We start from the raw sequence: 19,347 nt of genomic DNA on the forward strand, positions 1-19,347 counted from the left end.
TAGTTCCGCCGGCTCGGGGAAGGCCGGCTCACGGGCGAACGCATGCGCCGAAATCGCGGGAACCCACTGGTCCTTCGCATCGTGCATGGCCGCTATCATGCTTTGCGAGTCAGGGAGCCGATTTCCGCACCGGGGCGCACCGTGCGGCTTCGGCACCGGGGCATGCTCACTGAACGTCAGGCGCGAAACTGTGGCAACTCACACAAAACCGAGAACGACCGGCACAACCGATGACCTGCTTCTTCGAGTCACGGCACCTCGCGTGCCGCGCGACCTCTATGCGCGTCCACGCCTGCTGTCCAGTGCCGAGCCCTTTCGCGACCGTCCGGTTGTCCTGATTCAGGCGCCTGGCGGATTCGGCAAGACGTCCTTGCTGGCCCAGTGGAGGCGTGAGCACCTTGCGCACGGGACCGTCGTCGCCTGGTTTTCGGCGCAACCATTCGACGAGCCCCAGCGGTTGGTGCATGCGCTCGTTCTGGCTTTCCGGACCGGTTCGGGGCGCCCGACGTTCGGCCACACGCTGCTGGACGCATCGGCGCCGGGAGGTCTCGAAGCCATCACGATCTGGCTGGCAGAGGTGGCCCAGTCCGCGCTGAGCACGGTGCTGATCATCGATGAGGCGGACCGCCTGCCCGAGGCGTCTCGGGAACTGCTGGCCTATCTACTACGCAACCTGCCGCCCAACCTGCGCCTCGTGATCGCTGCGCGGGCCGACTGCAGCTTTGGCGTCGACGACCTGATCCACTATGGACTTTGCGTCACCGTAGGCGCCCCGATGCTGCGCTTCCAGGTGGACGAGACATTGCAGCTCGTGCGCAACCGCTTTGGCAAGCGCGTGAGCGATGCAGCCGCCGTTCAATTGCACGAGTTCACCGAAGGTTGGCCCCTCGGACTGCAGCTCGCGCTGTCCATCATTGCGGCAGGGCAGGAACCCGCGGCAACCATCTCCTCGATCTCCGCGCATGCAGGAGAGCCAGGCGATCGATTCGTGCCGGTGATGCTCGCGAACCTGCCAGCGGCCGACGTGGAGTTCCTGACCGGCATCGCGATCCTCGATCCCTTGCACCCGGAACTGTGCCGGGCAGTCACCGAAGACGCCGCCGCGGCCGAACGCCTCGGCCGCCTGAGCCGCGAGACGCCGATCTTCGTCGCTGCAGAGTACGGCGACTGGATGCGCATGCACACGTTGGCGCGCAAGGCGCTCCGGCGACGCTTCGACGCCCTGCCGGCCGAACGCCGGTCGTTGCTTCACACGCGGGCGGCGGACTGGCTCGACGCGCACGGGCTGGTCGAAGCAGCCGCGGGTCACGCGTTGAGTGCAGGGCAGCGCGACAAGGCGTACGACCTGGCCGAGCGCAGCCTCTACGAGGCGTTCAGCCGAGGTCGCCAGGCCGCAGTGCTGGAGTGGTGGGCACGCCTGCCGGACGAGGAGCTCGAGCGCCGACCCCGGCTGCTGCTGACGGCGGCCTGGTCGCTGGCCCTCAGCGAGCGTCACAGTAAGGCCGGAGGGCTGGTTTCACGCCTGCTCGCCCACCCCGGCGCCGACGACGCGCTGCGGTGCGAGTGCGCCATGATTTCAAGCGGTGCGGCCATGTTTGCCGACGAACCGGATCGGTTTGCGGAGCTGCACGACCCGTGGAGCCAGAACCCGCCGCTGAGCGATCCCCTGTTGCTGCATGTGCACGCGAACCGGTCCGCCTTGCGCGCGCTGCTCGACGGCGAACCGGGTCTGGCGCGGCTGCGGGTCCAGGAAGCTCCGCGGGGCGACATCGACGGTGCGCTCTCCCACATCCGGCGGTGGAGCGAGTTCTTCGTTGGGCTCTCCTACCTGTGGGAAGGCCAGGTCCGTCTGGCCGAGGAACTCATGCAGCCGACGCTGGCGGCCGTCGAGGCCGACCTGGGGCGACGCAGCCCGTTCACCTGCATGCTCGCTTCGCTGCTCGCCTCGGCCTTGCTGGAGCGGGACCGGCTCGGAGATGCCGCCTCCGCGCTAGCGAACCGCCTCGACGTCCTGGAGCACGTGGGTCTGCCCGAAACGCTGCTGCTCGGCTTCCGCACCCTGGCTCGCATTGCGCTGGCCGAGGGCGCAGAGAGCCGCGCCACCGAGTTGCTCGTCGAAATGCATTCCGTCGGTCTTTCCAGAGGCATGCCGAGGCTGTGCATCGCCAGCCTCGTGGACCAGATCCGGATGCACGCGCGCTCGTTCCGTTCCGAGACATGCCGGGATCTCCGCCAGCGCCTGGACGAAGCCATGGCGGCCGATTCCGTGCGGAACCGCGGACCTCTCTGGCACCGCAGCGTCGACGTTCTCGTCGAGCTTGGTCGTGGATATGCCGCAATCGCCGATCAGGACTGGAAAGGCGCGCTCCAGGCGCTGGAGTTGGCACAGGCACTGTCGCGACGCATGAAGCTGGGCAGGCTGACCATCGAACTCATGGGGCTTCGGGCGCTCGCACTCGACCGGCGCGGCGAGCAGTCCCATCCCTTGATCCTCGAGGCAGCCAGCCTGGCGGACTCCAGTGGTCTCGTGCGGGTTTTCCAGGATGCTCACCCCGCCTTGGCCGACCTGGTGCGAGACGTCAGGCACCGAGCGGGTGGGCGGCTGGCAACTGGCGCCGGCCCGCTGGCTGTGCCGACGGGTACGAAACCGGAGCCGTCGGCACCGGCCACGCCCCCCAGCCTGGCGTTGACGCCGAAGGAGCGCGAGGTGCTCGCCCTGCTGGCGCGCAACCTGACGAACAAGGAAATCGGCTTGGCGCTGCAGACCGGTGATCAGACGATCAAATGGCACGTGAAAAATCTCATGGCCAAGCTGGACACCGGCTCGCGCAAGCAGGTGGTTCAGCGCGCCCGCATTCTCGGGTTGCTCGAAGCCGCTGCCTGACCCCCTCCTCCCCCCGCACCAAGGGGGGGGACTGGCCGCCCCCCAGCTTCTAAAGTTCGTCTCCATCGGGGGGCGCTGTCAGCAGCAGCCCTCCGAACCATAGGAGACGACTTGATGACCATTGATATTCCAGCCCAGGCGCCGGGCACCGCGCGTGCCGCATCACTACCGGACTCGATCAAGGTCGAGCCGCTGACCTGCGCGATCGGCGCCGAACTAAAAAACATCGATCTGGGCGCCGCGTCGCGCGAGCCCGGCCTGGTGGCCGAGATCCGCGCCCTGCTGGTCAAACACAAGGTCCTGTTCTTCCGCGACCAGGACGTCACCCGCGCCGAGCACGTCGCTTTCGCCCGATATTTCGGCGAGTTGGAGGACCACCCGGTCGCCGGGAGCGACCCCGAGAACCCCGGGCTGGTGCGCATCTACAAGACGCCGGAGTCCCCCAAGGAGCGCTACGAGAACAGCTGGCACGCCGACGCGACCTGGCGCGAGAAGCCGCCCTTCGGCGCCGTGTTGCGCTGCGTCGAGTGCCCGCCGGTCGGCGGCGACACCATGTGGGCCAACATGGCCCTCGCCTACGAGCGCCTGCCTGACGACATCAAGGCGAGGATCGCCCCGCTACGCGCCCGCCACAGCATCGAGGCGACCTTCGGTGCGGCCATGCCGATCGAGAAGCGCCTCGCGCTCAAGGCCCAGTACCCGGACGCCGAGCACCCGGTGGTGCGGACACATCCCGAGACCGGCGAGAAGGTTCTTTTCGTGAATGTGTTCACGACGCACTTCACCAATTTCCACACGGCGACAAATGTTCGCTTTGGGCAGGACTTCACGCGCGGCGGTTCGGACCTGCTGCAGTACCTCATCGCCCAGGCGGCCATTCCGGAATATCAGGTCCGCTGGCGCTGGCAACCCAATGACGTGGCGATGTGGGACAACCGTTCGACCCAGCACTACGCCGTCATGGACTACGCGCCATGTCATCGAAAGATGGAACGCGCAGGAATCATCGGCGACCAGCCCTTCTGACCGCTCATTTTCACCAAGGAGATACATCATGAATTTCATCGACGGATCGCTCTACCCCGAGAACCAGGAAAAACTCGTCATCACAGTAGCGCCCTATGGGCCCCAGTTCGAGGTCAGCGACTTCCCGGAAGACATCCCGGTCACCATGAAAGAACAAGTCCAGAAGGCGGTCGACTGCTACAACGCCGGCGCCACCGTGCTGCATCTGCACGTGCGCGAACTGGATGGCAAGGGCAGCAAGCGCCTGTCGAAGTTCAATGAGCTGATCGCCGGCGTTCGCGAGGCCGTGCCCGACATGATCATCCAGGTGGGCGGCTCTATCTCGTTCGCGCCGGAGAGCGAAGGTGACGTCGCCAAGTGGCTCTCGGACGACACGCGTCACATGCTGGCTGAACTGACGCCCAAGCCGGACCAGGTGACCCTGGCCATCAATTCGAACCAGTTCAACATCATCGAGGCACTGCACGAATCCGACGTCGCGGGCACCTCGTTCGCGGATCCGGCGAAGCAGCACGCCTACCGGGAAATGACCATTCCCGCCGGCCCGGAATGGGTCGAGGAGCACATCAGGCGCCTCACCAACAACGGCATCCAGATCCAGTTCCAGTTGGGCAACATCAACTCCCTTGAGACTGTTGAACGGATGATGCGCCGCGGCGTGTGCAACGTTCCCCTCATCCTCACCTGGATCCCGATCGGCGGCGGTGCCGACTCGATGACGCCCTACAACATGACGAACTTCCTCAAGGCGGTACCGGACGGCGCGGTGCTGACCTTTGAGGCCCAGATGAACAACGTCCTGCCTCTCAACATGATGGCCATCGCGCTGGGGCAACACGTGCGCTGCGGCATCGAGGACACGATCTGGTGGCCTGACCGCTCGCGCAAGATGACCAGCGTGGAACAGATCGAGCAACTGGTACGCATTGCCAAGGAGTGCGGCCGTCCGGTCGCCAACGGCAAGGAGGCACGCGAGATCTACAAGATCGGCACGTTCTACAAGGACGCCGACGAAACCCTGGCCAAGAATGGCTTTGCGCCCAATCGCAAGCCTGGGCAAAAGGGGTTCCTGCAGCACGCTTGAGCTCGGCGATGGCGGACCCTGCCTGAGGTCCGCCACCGGGCTCAACGAATCGGCATCGGCCTTCCCTGGCGGGAAGGGCTGATGGCGATCGAAGTTTCAGACTTTCTCTTTCCATTCACAGGAGCTCTCCCATGCCAAAAGCCATCCTCTTCCATGCGACGGGCGGCCCGGACGTGCTGCAACTCGAGAACGTCGAGGTGGGCGATCCCGGCCCGGGCGAGGTTCGCATCCGGCATACCTACATCGCGGTGAACTTCATCGACGTCTACCACCGTACCGGCTTCTATCCGGCGTCACTGCCGAGCGGCCTGGGCTCGGATGCCGTTGGGGTGGTGGAGGCCGTTGGCCCCGGCGTGACGGAGGTGCAGGTCGGCCAAAGGGTCGGCTACCTGATGGGTCCTCTGGGTGCGTACTCGGAAGTACGGATTATGCCGGCGGCGGTCCTGATTCCATTGCCCGATGAAGTCTCCGATCGCACCGCGGCCACGCTCATGATGAAGGGCATGACGGCGCAGTACCTGTTCCGTCAGGTGTATCCGCTCAAAGGAGGCGAGACCATCCTCTACCACGCGGCCGCTGGCGGCGTGGGCCTGATCGCGTGCCAATGGGCGCGCGCCATGGGCGTGACCATGATCGGCACCGTTAGCACCGACGAGAAGGCCGAGATCGCCAAGGCCAACGGCTGCGCGCACGTGATCGTGACCTCCCGCGAGAACATCGTCGAGCGCGTCAAAGAGATCACCGACGGCAGGGGCGTGCCTGTCGTGTACGACTCGGTCGGCAAGGACACGCTGGAAGCCTCGCTCGACAGCCTGCAGCCGCGCGGCTTGCTGGTAAGCAATGGCACATCCTCCGGCCCCGTCGTGATCGATACCCACCGGCAACTTGCCCTCAAGGGATCCCTCTTCGTCACACGGCCGGCCATGGTGCACTACATCCATCCGCGCGCCCACATGCTGGAGATGGCCGATGAGGTCTTCGCGTTGGTCAAGGCGGGAAAGATCGTCAGCGAGCCGAAGCAGATCTTCTCGCTCGCCCGCGCGGCCGACGCGCACCGCGCCCTCGAATCGCGCGCCACCACCGGCGCCACCGTACTCGTTCCCTGAGACCCATCATGGACCTGCATACTCAAGACGCCCGGCCCCACCCGGACAAATACCTCTACGGCCCCCGCCAGGCGTGGTTCGCGTTCGCGATGACGATCGGCCTGATGGTGTTCGACTACATCGACCGTCAGGTCATCGTCTCGATGTTCCCGCACATGAAGCTTGCCTGGGGGCTGTCGGACAAGCAGCTCGGCTCCCTCGTGTCGGTCGTGTCGATCACCGTCGCTCTGGGCGCCCTGCCGGTGGCCCTCATTGCCGATCGCACGAGTCGCGTGAGGAGCATCGTCGTGATGGCAACGGCGTGGAGCCTGGCGAGCATCTCGTGCATGTTCACGCGCAACTTCGGCCAGCTGTTCGCCGCGCGAGCAGTCGTGGGGCTCGGCGAGGCGGGCTACGGTTCGGTGGGCGGAGCCCTCATCGCCAGTCACTTTCCATCGCGCTTGCGCGGCATGTTGATGGCTGGCTTCTTTGCCTGCGCCTCGGTCGGATCAGTACTCGGCGTGATGCTGGGCGGCGTGATCGCGGCCCGGTGGGGTTGGCAGGCGGCGTTCGGCGTCGTGGGCATCCCGGGTCTGGTGCTCGCATTGCTGTACCTGACGGTTCGAGACTACCGCACGGTCGCGCTCACACCCCGGCTCGATGCGGCGACCCGTTCCACGGGGACCGCGGCGCGCGCCATCGCGCGCGGGCTGCTTCGTTCGCGGACGATGCTGTGGATCTGCATCGGCGGGTCCATGCAGCTCATCGTGGTCTCCACCGTCTGGTCGTGGCTGCCCAGCTTCCTCAATCGCGTACACGGAATGGCTGCCGACCAGGCGGGCGTCAAGGCAGCACTGGTCGTCCTGTGCGGTGCCGTGGGCAGCGTGGTCTGGGGTGCCGTGGTCGACCGTGCCGGCGCGCGGCGTCCGCGAGCCAAGCTCATGCTCATGGCGCTGCTGTGCCTGTCCTCGCTGATTGTGCTCGCGACGGCATTCGGCGAAGCCCAGCTGCAACTGGGTCTTTCGCGGCAGTCGCAGTTCGCACTCATCGCGTTCGGTGGCTTCCTGATGACTTGCACGGTCGGACCCGTCGCTGCGGTGGCGATCGATGTCATCCACCCCGGCGTGCGGGCCACCGGAGCCTCCGTGCTGGCGCTGTGCCAGAACCTGTTCGGCCTGGCTGCCGGTCCCTTCATCACCGGCGTTCTGTCGGACCACTGGGGGCTGGAGACGGCGTTGACCGCGATGCCCACATTTGCCGTGGTCGCCGCAGTGGCCTTCATGGCGGCCTCTCGCAGCTACGAGGCCGATGCGAAGCGCGCCGGCGAGCCACTCGGCGATGGCGGCCCCGTCTTCCCTCCCGCGCCTCGAAAAGCGCTTGCCTGAGCGAGCAGCGCCTTTTTCAACAAAGCATCACTTTCAAGGACCATCATGAATGCACTGATGATGCGGCAGCCGCTGCTGATTTCCACCCTGCTGACCCACGCCGAACGCCATCACGGTGAGCAGGAGATCGTTTCGCGTCGCGTCGAAGGCGACCTGCACCGGCAGACCTACCGGCAACTCGGCCAGCGCGCCCGTCGCATGGCCAACGCGCTCGCGGCCCGCGGCATGAAGTTTGGCGACCGCGTGGCCACGTTGGCCTGGAACGGCTACCGCCACATGGAGCTGTACTACGCGGTGTCCGGCTCCGGTGCCGTGCTGCACACGCTGAACCCGCGACTGCATCCGGACCAGGTCGTCTGGATCGCGGACCATGCCGAAGACCAGATCCTGTTCTTCGACCTGAGCTTCCTGCCGCTCATCGAGGCCATCGCCTCGCGTGTGAAGACCGTCAAGGCGTTCGTCGCGATGACCGATCGCGCCCACATGCCGGTTTCGGCGGCACTACCCGATCTCCTGTGCTACGAGGATCTGATCGAGGCGCACTCCGACGAGTTCGAGTGGCCCTCGTTCGACGAGAACACCGCTTCGTCGCTGTGCTACACGTCGGGAACCACCGGCAACCCCAAGGGCGCGCTCTACAGCCATCGCTCCACCGTGCTGCACACCTACGCGGCGGCGCTGCCCGATACGTTCAACTGCTCGGCACGCGACACGATCCTGCCCGTCGTCCCCATGTTCCACGTCAACGCCTGGGGGCTGCCCTACGTGGCGTGCATGGTCGGCGCCAAGCTGGTTTTCCCAGGGCCTTGGCTGGACGGGAAGTCGCTCTACGACCTGTTCGAGGGCGAAGGTGTCACGTTGTCCGCAGGGGTGCCCACGGTTTGGCAGGGCCTGTTGACACATGTCGAGACGACGGGCCAGAGGTTCAGCACGATGCGCCGCACGATCATTGGCGGCTCGGCCTGCCCGCCGGCCATGATGTCGGCATTCCAGGACCATCACGGCGTGCATGTCATGCATGCCTGGGGGATGACCGAGATGAGTCCCCTTGGCACGGTCTGCGCGCTGAAGCCGAAGCACCTGTCGCTCGATGCGACCGCACGCGCGGCCGTGCAGGCCAAGCAGGGACGGGCGATCTACGGCGTGGAAATGAAGATCGTGGGCGATGATGGCCAGGAGCTTCCCCATGACGGACGATCCGCTGGCGAGCTCATGGTCCGTGGGCCGTGGATCATTTCCAGCTACTACAAGTCCGAGGGCGGCGATCCGCTGGTCGATGGCTGGTTCCCGACCGGTGACGTGTCGACCATCGACACCGATGGGTTCATGCAGATCACGGACCGCAGCAAGGACGTCGTCAAGTCGGGCGGCGAGTGGATCGGCTCGATCGATCTGGAGAACATCGCGATGGCGCATCCCGCCGTCGCGATGGCCGCGTGCATCGGCGTGCGCCATCCCAAGTGGGACGAGCGGCCGCTGCTCGTGGTGGCCAAGAAGCCAAATGCCGAGGTGAGCCGCGAAGAGTTGATCCGTTTCTACGACGGCAAGATCGCCAAGTGGTGGACACCCGACGATGTCGTCTTCGTCGACAGCATCCCGCTGGGTGCCACCGGCAAGATGCAGAAGAACAAGCTGCGTGAACAGTTCCAGAACCACCAGCTTCCCACGCTCTGAGGCGCCGATCGCACAAGGAGAACCTTATGGACTTCACTACTTCGCTTCGGGGTGCGCTGCGCGCCATCTGCTTCGCAGGATTCGCTGGGATCGCGGCCTTTGCGCCGATCGCATCGCAGGCCGACAACTGGCCTGAGAAGCCGGTGCGCGTCATCGTCGCGGGGCCGGCGGGCGGATCGGCCGACATCGTCGCGCGCCTGCTTGGGGACAATCTGAGCAAGGTACTGGGACAACCTGCCGTTGTCGATCCCAGGCCGGGTGCCGCCGGCGCGATCGCGGTCAATGAACTGTCGAGGGCGCCCCACGACGGGCACACGGTGCTCGTCGCCGTCAATTCGCTGGTCAGCGAAGTGCCGCATATCGTCAAGCTCCCCGTGGACATGTCCCGGGAGATCAAGCCAGTGGCGGAGATTGCTCGCACCGGACTGGTTCTCGTCGGGGCACCGTCGGTGCCCGCCAAGGACCTCAAGGAACTGGTCTCGTACGTGAAGACCCAGCCCGGGAAGGTGAGCTATGCCTCCTACAGCGCGGGAACGATGTCGCACCTTCTCGGCCTGCAGTTCAACAAGGCGGCCGGCATCGATCTGGTTCACGTGGGCTACAAGGGATCCACTCCTGCACTCGCCGACGTCATGGGCGGGCACGTGCCCTTGATGTTCGACGGCATTCCCACGTCATTGCCGCTGATCACTGGGGGCAAGATCCGGCCGTTCGCGGTCAGCTCCCCTAAACGCTCGCCGTTGCTGCCCGATGTGCCTACCTTTGCCGAACTGGGGTATCCGCAACTGGAAGCGGTCTCCTGGCTCGCCGTATGGGTCAAGCCGGATGTGCCAGCGACGGTGCAGAACCGCTTGCGCGAAGCGATCGAGAAGTCACTCGCGCAGCCGGGCATGCGCACCCGTCTCAGCGAGATCGGCTTCGAGCTCCCAGGCGTGAACCGTTCTCCGGAGGAACTGACGCGGGCACTTGCCTCGGACTCGGCAAAGACGGAAGCTTTGCTTCGCGAGATCGGCTTCAAGCCTGAGTAACAGGAGCCACGAATGCGTGAGATTCTCGTTGCCAGAACGGAGGACCTGCCGCCCGGCGGGCGCAAGCTCGCCTTCATCGATGGCCGCAGCCTGGTTGTCTTCAACATCGACGGCGAGTTTCACGCCATCGACAACGAGTGTCCTCACCAGGGCGCCTCCGTGGCGAGCGGGAAGCTGGAAGGACGCATCCTTCGCTGCCCCGCACACGGGCTGCGCTTTGACGTGACCACGGGTTGCATGCCCGGGACGGGCGGCTTGTGCCTCAAGAAGTTGCCCTTGGAAGTCCGCGACGGCGGTCTCATCGTGACAATCAAGGACGCGTTCGCTGCTGGGGCGCCGCTCGAATGACACCTGCGGCGAGCGTGGGCCCTCGTGCGACGGACGAGGAAGCCCCGATCTGCTCGGTGGCCTATTACGGCCTCGGAGGTCCGAGCAGACTGCCGGTGTTCACTTTTTCGCACGTCCGGTCTCAGGGACAAATTGCATCGTCCTTCGAGGCTGCTTACTGGTCGCGCTGGCAAAACTTTTCAAACCGCGCTTAGTCCGCTAAGGGCACGTTGCCGAAGTAGACAACGGGCCGGCGCCGCGACTGGTCAGTGGCTCTCAGCCGACCTTCCGATTTCGGCTTCGGTTGGCTCCTAACTGTGCGCTTGCGGTGACGACCGCGGCGGCGATGTCATGAGGATCCGTGCTCGTGTCATCTCCTAGCAGGGAAATCGCACGTCGCCCAAGCGCGGAGGGTCCCCCTCCCCCAACCAGCAAATACAGGCCCCCGATGCGATGCTCAATTGGAAGTCCTTCCACCCTTCCGCAGTCGCGATGTCCTTGACCACCTCTTCGAGCGAGATGCTCTGAGCTTGGATACCTCCCGTCGCGGCGCGCGAAAAGAAGAAACGACTCAAGTCCTGCAGCGATTTCAATTCGACCCTGTCGTGGCCGACCGTAGGCAACAAGTTCGAACGTTTGAGCGGCCCCAACCGTATCAGTTTTCGCACGACCTCCTTCGTGCACCCAAGACGATCGACAGCTTCCTCCTGCGAGCAACTGCCATCGAACAACTTCTTGACCTTCTCGAACGCTGCCACAGAGATGCGACTACGCTGGCCTGGCGGAAACGAGTCCGCAGGAAGGATGCCGACCGAAGCCCAGTAGACGACCGTGTCCCGATTCATGCGAAAGGCTCTGCGCAGATCGTCCGCGCGGTAGAACTCCTCGGTCTCACCTCCGTCGCGCCTTGCGGCTCGCCGAACGCGCAGCGGCTTGGCCTTTATGGCAGTTGATAGCACTCCTGACAGCCGCGGAAACCGATAGAGCTTCAAACTGATCCGGTAGCGCATCCAGCCCTCCTCCTCGCCGCCGAGTTCTCTCATGCGGGCAAGGAAGGATGCGGCGCCATGCTCGAACCACGGCCTCAGGTCTTCAAGGTGCTCCTGTCGAAGCATCGGCACGACGACGCGTCTTCCGCTCGCATACACCTTCGACCGCCCAGCCTGATGGTCCGCCATCCGGATGAGCGCTCGGGCTGCCAGCATCTCGTCCTCGTCGGGCAACGCGAACCTCATCCGCCTTTGCGGGGCGTCGGGGTCGATGAACAACTTCACCATGGTGTTCAGCCAAGGCGGCGCTGCCTCGCCGGTTGCCGGAAATGAGGCTCCGCACGAGCAGCGGGTAACCTCCGCACGAAGGTAGTCGATGGGCTTCCCGCAGGCACTGCAGGTATCTATGAGCAGCGTCGAGTGGATGCTGCAAACGAGGCTCAGCGGCAGATCCCACTCCGCGCGGTGATATGGCTTCTTGTCTGTCGCAAAACACTGCCCGCACGCGCGGCAAAAGATCGAGCGTTCACTACCGGCGCGGCCTGTCGTCGGTTGAACCTTGATTGGCTTGCCGCTCAGAATTGCATCCCTGCCGTACGCAGGGTCGAGCTGAATCAGCTGCCGCGGGCTTACACCGTAAAGCGCAGCTAACTTTGGAATTCCATCGAAGTGGTTGTCGCTGGCCAGCGCCATGAGCCACCCGGGCCAGGCGTGTTCATCATGCGCCGCGGGACGAATGACGAACCGACTTCCTTCGGGTAACCGGCCGGTCGTCGGCGGCGGCGCTCTAGACCTGATGCGGCCTCCCCCGTCGCCAGAAGACGCTGATGTCGCGACGCAGATCCGGCTTCATGCCGCGCATCACTTTGAGTAGTGCATATCGGGCGGTTCGAGCAGGATCGGTATTGTTCGAGGTTCGAAATGGCAGAACAGGATCCCCCCAGGTCACGGCCCGAGCAGACAAGCGCTCCCAATGCTCGCCCATCGAAACGACAAGAGCACGCTCCTCAGCGGTCGCGCCTCCGTGCCTAACATCGACGAATGCCTGGACCTCTCGGACCGTCATGGCCGCCACCCCCTCCAAGGTCGTACCGGAGAGGGCCGCAAGGATCAGGTGAAGTCGATTCCTCACGAGCGCCACGGTCTGACGCTTTCGGTGTCGTTGATGCCCGCTCGTCGTCCTCCTTGAGAAGCGTGCGTATTCCCACCGGTTCGCCTTCGGCCGACATGGAAGCAGAACCCTGATCGCTTTCGAATCACCGCCCAGCCGTTCACGCAGGGCCTGCTGGGTGACCTTCAGGCCGGCCGACTGCATCGCCTGAATCTCCGCGGAGACGACCGGCATGGATGCCCTCTTTTGCTTGCGGAGCTTTTGGTAGACGACTTTCCTCATCCATTCGGGCATCAAGTGCTCCGATCCGCTGAAGTGCTCTTGGCTCAAGCCTGTCCGCCGAGCGAAGTCGACGAACGCATCGGGCCAGTCGCTCAACATCGGCCGTGCGAGGTGGATCAGCTTTCGGCGATCTTCAATGCACAGGAGCTCGACTTGGTTGGTACCAGATTCGAGCACCAAGCCGCTCGCGACGTCCGCCCATCCAGTAGAACTAGCAACGATCTGCGCACGCGGCCGGTTTCGGATGAACAGATGGCAGATCGCGTCCAGCCCCTGGAGGTAGTCGACGCTTGCTGCTGATAGATCAGCAGCGAGCTCCTGAGGCGTGCCTGCGATTAATGATGTCGCCCACCAGGTTGTGTCCTCGGGTTCCGGCGCCCGATCGGTGGGAGCTCTGCTGAGTTGAAACCCGCATCGCGCGCAGTGCAGGTAATCGGTGGGCCGATCGACTTCGAAGAGACGTGGCATTGTCGCGCCTACGGGCCATACGCCTGCCCCACAAGCGGGGCAACGATCGAGCAGTTCACAGAGGTGAATGGGACACACCGTGACGAACCCAAGGCGCCACACCGTCCTGAAGTACCCACCGCCGCTTTGCGCAAGGCAATGAGGGCAGTACTGGGGGCCGGGGACAAGACTCTCCCGCGTATACCTGGTTTTCAGTAGCCACGTTGGATGCTCGTTCGATCGAACCACAATGTCCCCCTCGTCGGTCCCTAAAAGGACTGCGATAAGGTTGCAATCGATCACATCGCGAAGGGCGTTACCGACGATTTGCACTCCCTTGATTCCTCGGCGCTCAGGAACGTCCTGGAAGTTGTCGATCGCGATAATCTTCGTTTCAGCTTCCCCGAAGAGCCTCCGTGCACGGCTGATTTGATGACCTGCATTCATTCCCTCGGCATCGGGATCGTGGATCTCCTCGAGGATGGCATTGGCGATGCGCAGCGGGTTACATGGACTAGGTACGCTGAATCCGATGATTGGATAAAGCGTGCGATCCTCTTTCTCCACTGGCGGATACCTGCGCCTGAGGTATCTGATAAAGGCGGATTTTCCGCCGTCCGACGGACAGCGGATCACGATGCCCGTGCTCTCCCCGGACAGCCCCTGCATCCGGAGTCGAATGTCCAAGTTCTTGATGATCCTCACGGACTGTGGGTGTGCGAGGTAGACGGCCTTGAAGGCTGCATGGCGGTCGGCGAGCGAGGCGCCGCGCCAACGCTCTCGACCTAGTCGGCGATCGGCAGTTGCCATCTTTCGTCCTCCTGATCCAACGTCACGGCGTCCAGCTCAGTGCAGGCGGTCTCAAGGCGGGAAGCTGCGTATTCCTCCTCCTTCTTCTGCTTCTTGAGTGCGATTGACTGCTTGATAGCCGCCGCGCGCTTGCGAAGCACCACCTTCTTGTCCGCGACCCACTGCTCGGTCATCGTTTGGAGTTCCATTCGCGCGGCCCACAAGTCGATGATCGAAGGGTTCTGCTTCTTCTTCTCGCGGCAGAGCTTCAAAATGAGCTTCTGCCCGTACAGGGTCAGTCCTTCGACATAGTCTGGAACGCAACAGTCGACCACCAAGACGAGCTCGGAATCTGGGACGATCACGTAGATGGAGGAAAGATCTTCCGGGTCGATGCGGACATTGACTTTCATGTCGCCGCCAGGGCGGTTGATGTAGCGCGTGAACAGGTCGGCGTCCTGATACGTAAGTCCGCCCAGGATCCGAATGCCATAGCGATTCCAGGTGACCGGTTTGGGAAGCGCAAGCATGCGAAGCATTCGAAGTCGGCGCGTGTCCGGAGGAATTTGCCTTGCCAGCTTCAGGGCGCGCCCATATTCCAAATAGCGCTGCCTCGATGTGAGTCCGTCCTTCCCAGGCTGGTTCGCATCCACGCCGAGTAGCCATCGCAGGATTCCCTGCCTGAGTTGATCGATGGAAAGTGTTGCGGTGGCCAATCCTTCTTTGATTGCATCGACATCTCCGCGCACTCCGCGAAATCCGGGCTGCTTGCAGAGCCAGGTCACCAAGCGTCCATTCTTGTATTCGACCTCTCTTTTGTCAGTCGGCCAGTAGGGCCTTGCCCAACTTGCGTCGGCGACGTTCGCGTTCAATGAGACCACGCGCAAGCTGTTCTGCACGGCGTTGTCAAAGACGGCTTGCGTTGGGTACCCGCTCACCTCCCACATGTACTTGATACCGTTGCCGCCGCCAGAGGAGTTGAGATACTCGACATCTTTGACTTCGATCGAGTGCACCAGCGCACTCACCGCCGATTGGCTCGACAGCGGTATGGTGTCCATCGAGAGGCCAGTTGGCATCGCCGAATGCTGATCTACGCCGAGCGTCAGCCACGGCCGCCCCCAAGGAAGCTTCGTTCGATCGTCTACGCAGAAGACCTTGGTGTCCGTGTCATCGAACTCGTAGACGAGGCCAGGCTCTGTCACCCTGGCTCGCGCACCCGCCGGCCTGAACATCCGGTCGGCCTTTTTCTTCCCCACCTTCGCCACAGCCTTCTCATACGGCGTTGCCTGACTCATCCAGCGTCGCCGGATCGTGCTGTCGCTTGGAAAATCGAGAGGAACTCCAGTCTCCACCCTCGCCGTGTTGACCATCGTCTCGAGCTTTTCCTTGATGGCTTGGGTGGTCAGCGGGATCTTGCCGGCGCGAGCCATCACTACGGCCTGGGCGATCAACTCCTCCACCTGAGGTTGCCCTCGGACCTGCCCCTTTCCACCGCGCGCAGCAAAGTCCGGGAGCAGCTGGGGCCCGGCATCCGCTCCAAGCTTTTCCCACTTGGCGAGGGTCTCGCCGGATCTGACGGGAAGGTCGTACTTCTGGGCAAGATATCGGATCTCGAGCGATGTAAGGTCGGATTCGACGAACGGACCGAGCCCCGATGAGTGCAAGGCATTGAGCCATCGCAATCGCTCGAGGAAGATGCTCATCGTCGCTGGCGACTTGTTTTCCGCTGGCAAGGCGCGAAGCAATTTGCGCTCGCTGTCGGAGCGGGCTATCAGGTCGATGACCTGCTCCAGGTCGTTCGGACTAGCGACAACGAAATCGACACCTGGGACCAAGGCCTCCAGCTTGCAGAGCTGTTCGATGCGGACCTCGTGCGTAACGCAATGCTGAAGGTATACGTCTTGCCCCTCAATTTTTTGTGCTTGGCAGACTGTTCCACCAACTCGTAGGATCAGCCCAGTTGCAAAGGAGAAACTCTCTTGGATCAGTGATGGGGCTCGTGGAAATGATGGCTTGCTCATGGATCGACCCCCGCAGATCTAAAAACACTCTTCCTTGTTGAATCGCGATTGGCAGCAAAGCAGGGTCATGTCCTTTTTCCGCGAGTTGCAACGCCGTGCAAGAGCCCGACTTTTCAACTTCGGAGACCAGCGCGACGAGCTCGCCTTCCGGATACTGCCTTGAATTTCTTATTCGAAAGAAAAGATTTCTTGCCTTTTGATCGAGCGGACGCTTGTCCGTCCAGACAACGTGCTCGACGCCCAGAGGTCTCGCGGCGGCACGTTCTCGCTCAAATTCATTTTGAATCGCAACCGTCAAGAATCGCGCCGCTTTCACCTGAATGATCAAATATCGTGGCGGCGGCACCAACAGTTCGACCAGAAAATCCGGAACCCTCAAGGGACCATCTTTTTCCAATTGCCATTGAAAAGGCTGTGACTTCCAACGACCAATTTGCCCAGTCTTAGCCAAATAGTTCAAAGCGTAGGCCGCCAAATTCTCGAAGCCTTCGATGTGCTTATATTCGCCATCAATCAAGATTTGATGGCGATGCGTCATTCGGGATCGCGACCAACCCTCGCCTGCACTTGCTGAAGCAAAAACTGCATTGGCCCATGCCTCCGTTCCAAAGGCTGGGTCCAGTCCGTCTTCGAAAAAGGCCACTGGCGCGGCTGGCAGGATCGTTGTTGGCTGGAGCGAGATGAATGGAATTTGACCAGTGAGCACGCGCTCACGATCTTTGGGAGCGCAAGATTCCATTTGCGACCTCCAAGCAAATTGAGGCCGTGACGATGTTTCGTCGGAAAGTTTTGCGACGATCGCAAATCGAAGCTCGTCGAAGTCGAACCCCTTCAGGGAACTCTTCGCGATGTTGGCAGTGGTAGTTCTTGACGCCACTGCTATAGCTGATGTCTCTGACATCGAGCGCGCCGGGGAGCGAATTGATAGCGCTGTCCAGCCCGCTTGTCAAGCGCACGTGCGGAGTCCTGATTAACCCCGGATTTAGGCCTTTCATTTTCCGCACGAAACGTTCTCGTTTTTAAGTTCGCGTTCAATACTTTCTGCGAACTGATTCGCTCCCTTTTTTGTGAAGTTTGACCTCGGAAATTTGACCTTCGCGGGGAATGACTGCACTGACCGGAAGCTTTCTATGCGCCAGATTTAGTCTCCGAAGCTATTGCGGCTGCCCAGACGGTATTACGATGGTCGTGAGGATTACTCTTTGGTCACTTGAAAGTTCAGCGCGATCCGTGGCAACGGCGGCATGAGAACCGCGGCTTGTGAGTGCGGATGATTGCGTTCGAGCGGCGCGCCTACCGTCCGGTCAGAGTCGCGATCCGAGCTCAGGCAAAATCGCGCCACCATGATCACTGAGCCGGGCAAGCTCTCCGACGAGGATCTTCTTGACCGAGCACACCGACTTCGACTCTTGGCTCTCCGTGGTCATGTGGAAGCTCGCGGACCAGCCCATGACCACGAGCGAGAAGTTCGACGCCGCGGTTCGGTAGCGGAACCACGATCAGAGCACCCCTTGAAGCTGCTCCTTGCAGGCGCTCGTTCTGGAAATTCTGGTAGTTGGAGGAGACTTCGCCCGCCGTATCGCGGTGATCAACCACTGCGAGCGAGCGATGTCAGTTCGAACACTCCTCGCCCGTCAGAGCGCCAGAGGCTTGTTGTTCGAGAGCTGCGCCAGACGGAAACCACGGAAGCCGAGGTGTGACCTCAACGCTCTTGCCGTTCGAACTGCAGTTGCGGCATAGAACTGCCAAGTAGGCGAAGCTATCGACGGTGGCGCTGTCCTCATCGAAGACGAGTTCGCACTTCTGCCACGTCGCCATGTCTTCGGGATCATTGCACCGCGCGCAAAGTTCAACAGGGCCGATGTCAGGAGGTATAGCCGGCACGGGAACGCGCTCGGCGGCCATCAGCGCCGGCAATCCGCTGGCCCTGCACTGGTCGGAGCAATATGCACTTTTGCGCACCTTGGACTTGCGTCCGGTATCGTAGTCTGACTACGACAATCGACACAAAAGCAAACTGCGGGCGGCCGCTCTGCCTCACCGGAGAGCTCAGTCGCTCGACCGTGCAACGAGCCACGACAACGTCCCCGCGTGCCAGCTGCCGCCACACCTTGTCGGCGCCGTAGACCTGCATGTTGGCCTGCCAGACACGTTCAATCTGCGGCATCAGCATCTCGTCTCGAAGAGTGCGGGCGCAGCGCCTGTGGGGCTCTCGAAGCAGTGCCGCATGCCTTCGGTATGCCGACGGGGCGACCTGCAAGACCTTGCAGAGCGGCTCGACCCCGAAGGCATCGCGGTGCTTGTCGATGAAGTCCTTCAGGACTTGAGCCGGCGGTCGAGCTCCGCCTGGGCGAAAAACGCGCTGGCCAGCTTCAATATCTCGTTGGCCCGGCGCAGTTCCTTGACCTCGCGCTCGAGCTGCTTCATCCGCAGGGCCTCGCTGGTAGTGACGCCTTCGCGCACGCCGGTGTCGACCTCGACGCGCTTGACCCAATCCAGCAGCGTCTGCGGCACGCATCCAATCTTGGGCGCTATCGATTCGACCGCCGCCCACAGCGACGGGTACTCCCCACGGTGCTCCTGCACCATCCTCACGGCACGCTCACGCACCTCGGGTGAGAACTTGTTCGACTTGCTCATGGCTCAATCCTCTCAGAGTGTTGAGCCTCCTCAAAACCCGAGGCGATTCATAGCTCAGCCCGCCTTTCTTCGAGTGCCTGCCGGAATGCAGCACGCAGCTCCTGGCCCCGGCGTTTTTGTAGTCCACCCAACGAAGCGTTTACCGCGCCTGGGATCTGCAATAGGACGGTGGACCAGACGATGCCCCCCCTTAACCTTCAGGTGCTCGGCGTCAAGGATCTCGAAGCGCCGGGCTTGCGTGCCTACTCGGAGGACGAAGTACAGAGGCTCCGGCTGGATCGACCAAGCGGGTGCCCCGGTCAGAAGGGCAGCGCCTGCTCTCGTGGGCCCCCAATGCGTCGTCATGACCAACTAAGCGATCCGCCTCGGCGCAGGCCTGCAGCGCCTTGACGAATCGGTTCGAAGTCGATCAACCAAGGACATCCGCTCGAGCGCAGTTCAGCCTCGGAGGTCCTCAAGCGTCTTTCCGGAAGCTGCGTTCTGCTCCATCATCATGGCGCCGACGAGCCTCGTGATCGAGGCGTCATTGGGGAAGATGCCCACCATAGGCGCTCACGTGCGTCGGATCTTGC

Annotated in this window: 12 protein-coding genes, 1 pseudogene and 1 other annotated feature; of the genes and pseudogenes, 8 read left to right on the forward strand and 5 right to left on the reverse strand. The window is 62.8% G+C overall.

Annotated features, from left to right (window positions below; genetic code table 11):
- Positions 1-262 precede the first annotated feature (262 nt).
- The 8 genes from VAR608DRAFT_RS16910 (at position 263) to VAR608DRAFT_RS16945 (ending at position 10,514) form a co-directional block, all read left to right on the forward strand.
- Positions 263-2,884 carry a LuxR C-terminal-related transcriptional regulator gene (locus tag VAR608DRAFT_RS16910; protein WP_231973537.1) on the forward strand — a complete coding sequence of 874 codons (2,622 nt, stop codon included), beginning with the start codon at positions 263-265 and terminating at the stop codon, positions 2,882-2,884.
- 177 nt (positions 2,885-3,061) lie between these two features.
- Positions 3,062-3,910 carry a TauD/TfdA dioxygenase family protein gene (locus tag VAR608DRAFT_RS16915; RefSeq protein ID WP_088958827.1) on the forward strand — a complete coding sequence of 283 codons (849 nt, stop codon included), beginning with the start codon at positions 3,062-3,064 and terminating at the stop codon, positions 3,908-3,910.
- 28 nt (positions 3,911-3,938) lie between these two features.
- Complete coding sequence (locus VAR608DRAFT_RS16920) at positions 3,939-4,994, forward strand: 3-keto-5-aminohexanoate cleavage protein (protein ID WP_088955111.1); 1,056 nt, start codon at positions 3,939-3,941, stop codon at positions 4,992-4,994.
- 131 nt (positions 4,995-5,125) lie between these two features.
- A complete protein-coding gene (locus tag VAR608DRAFT_RS16925; RefSeq protein WP_088955112.1) occupies positions 5,126-6,100 on the forward strand; it encodes a quinone oxidoreductase family protein in 975 nt (324 codons plus the stop codon).
- An 8-nt stretch (positions 6,101-6,108) separates the two neighbouring features.
- Entirely contained in the window at positions 6,109-7,464 is a 1,356-nt protein-coding gene (locus VAR608DRAFT_RS16930) for an MFS transporter (RefSeq protein WP_088955113.1), read from the forward strand.
- Between the two features lie 45 nt (positions 7,465-7,509).
- On the forward strand, positions 7,510-9,138 hold the full coding sequence (locus VAR608DRAFT_RS16935; RefSeq protein ID WP_088955114.1) for a 3-(methylthio)propionyl-CoA ligase: 1,629 nt from the start codon (positions 7,510-7,512) through the stop codon (positions 9,136-9,138).
- 143 nt (positions 9,139-9,281) lie between these two features.
- Positions 9,282-10,166: a Bug family tripartite tricarboxylate transporter substrate binding protein gene (locus VAR608DRAFT_RS16940; protein ID WP_157731023.1), complete on the forward strand. Its 885-nt coding sequence runs from the start codon at positions 9,282-9,284 to the stop codon at positions 10,164-10,166.
- Between the two features lie 12 nt (positions 10,167-10,178).
- Entirely contained in the window at positions 10,179-10,514 is a 336-nt protein-coding gene (locus VAR608DRAFT_RS16945; protein ID WP_088955116.1) for a Rieske (2Fe-2S) protein, read from the forward strand.
- 356 nt (positions 10,515-10,870) lie between these two features.
- On the opposite strand, the gene VAR608DRAFT_RS16950 is transcribed toward VAR608DRAFT_RS16945, so the two are convergent.
- From VAR608DRAFT_RS16950 to VAR608DRAFT_RS16965, 5 genes and pseudogenes are all read right to left on the reverse strand, one after another.
- Positions 10,871-12,175, reverse strand: a complete 1,305-nt coding sequence (locus VAR608DRAFT_RS16950) for a TniQ family protein (protein WP_088955117.1) — start codon at positions 12,173-12,175, stop codon at positions 10,871-10,873.
- A gap of 94 nt (positions 12,176-12,269) precedes the next feature.
- Positions 12,270-14,132 (reverse strand): TniQ family protein, encoded by a 1,863-nt coding sequence (locus tag VAR608DRAFT_RS16955; RefSeq protein WP_088955118.1) that lies wholly within the window; start codon positions 14,130-14,132, stop codon positions 12,270-12,272.
- Positions 14,108-15,949, reverse strand: coding sequence for a Mu transposase C-terminal domain-containing protein (locus VAR608DRAFT_RS16960; RefSeq protein ID WP_157731025.1), 1,842 nt, complete (start codon positions 15,947-15,949; stop codon positions 14,108-14,110). Before VAR608DRAFT_RS16960 ends, VAR608DRAFT_RS16955 begins: the two co-directional genes overlap by 25 nt.
- A gap of 73 nt (positions 15,950-16,022) precedes the next feature.
- Positions 16,023-16,874 carry a hypothetical protein gene (locus tag VAR608DRAFT_RS37105; protein ID WP_157731027.1) on the reverse strand — a complete coding sequence of 284 codons (852 nt, stop codon included), beginning with the start codon at positions 16,872-16,874 and terminating at the stop codon, positions 16,023-16,025.
- Between the two features lie 1,311 nt (positions 16,875-18,185).
- Positions 18,186-18,775: pseudogene (locus VAR608DRAFT_RS16965) on the reverse strand (IS3 family transposase); the annotation flags it as partial.
- Positions 18,381-18,497, reverse strand: a sequence feature (AL1L pseudoknot). (Overlaps the previous pseudogene by 117 nt.)
- Positions 18,776-19,347: the final 572 nt, after the last annotated feature.

Source organism: Variovorax sp. HW608, assembly GCF_900090195.1.
In the GTDB taxonomy this organism is placed as follows: Bacteria; Pseudomonadota; Gammaproteobacteria; order Burkholderiales; family Burkholderiaceae_C; genus Variovorax.

What these genes read in the sequence shown, in the direction of transcription:
- VAR608DRAFT_RS16920 (WP_088955111.1), top strand. Translation starts at nt 3,939, where the DNA reads ATGAATTTCATCGACGGATCGCTCTACCCCGAGAACCAGGAAAAACTC.
- VAR608DRAFT_RS16925 (WP_088955112.1), top strand. Translation starts at nt 5,126, where the DNA reads ATGCCAAAAGCCATCCTCTTCCATGCGACGGGCGGCCCGGACGTGCTG.
- VAR608DRAFT_RS16930 (WP_088955113.1), top strand. Translation starts at nt 6,109, where the DNA reads ATGGACCTGCATACTCAAGACGCCCGGCCCCACCCGGACAAATACCTC.
- VAR608DRAFT_RS16935 (WP_088955114.1), top strand. Translation starts at nt 7,510, where the DNA reads ATGAATGCACTGATGATGCGGCAGCCGCTGCTGATTTCCACCCTGCTG.
- VAR608DRAFT_RS16945 (WP_088955116.1), top strand. Translation starts at nt 10,179, where the DNA reads ATGCGTGAGATTCTCGTTGCCAGAACGGAGGACCTGCCGCCCGGCGGG.
- VAR608DRAFT_RS16950 (WP_088955117.1), bottom strand. Translation starts at nt 12,175, where the DNA reads ATGGCGCTGGCCAGCGACAACCACTTCGATGGAATTCCAAAGTTAGCT.
- VAR608DRAFT_RS16955 (WP_088955118.1), bottom strand. Translation starts at nt 14,132, where the DNA reads ATGGCAACTGCCGATCGCCGACTAGGTCGAGAGCGTTGGCGCGGCGCC.
- VAR608DRAFT_RS37105 (WP_157731027.1), bottom strand. Translation starts at nt 16,874, where the DNA reads ATGGAATCTTGCGCTCCCAAAGATCGTGAGCGCGTGCTCACTGGTCAA.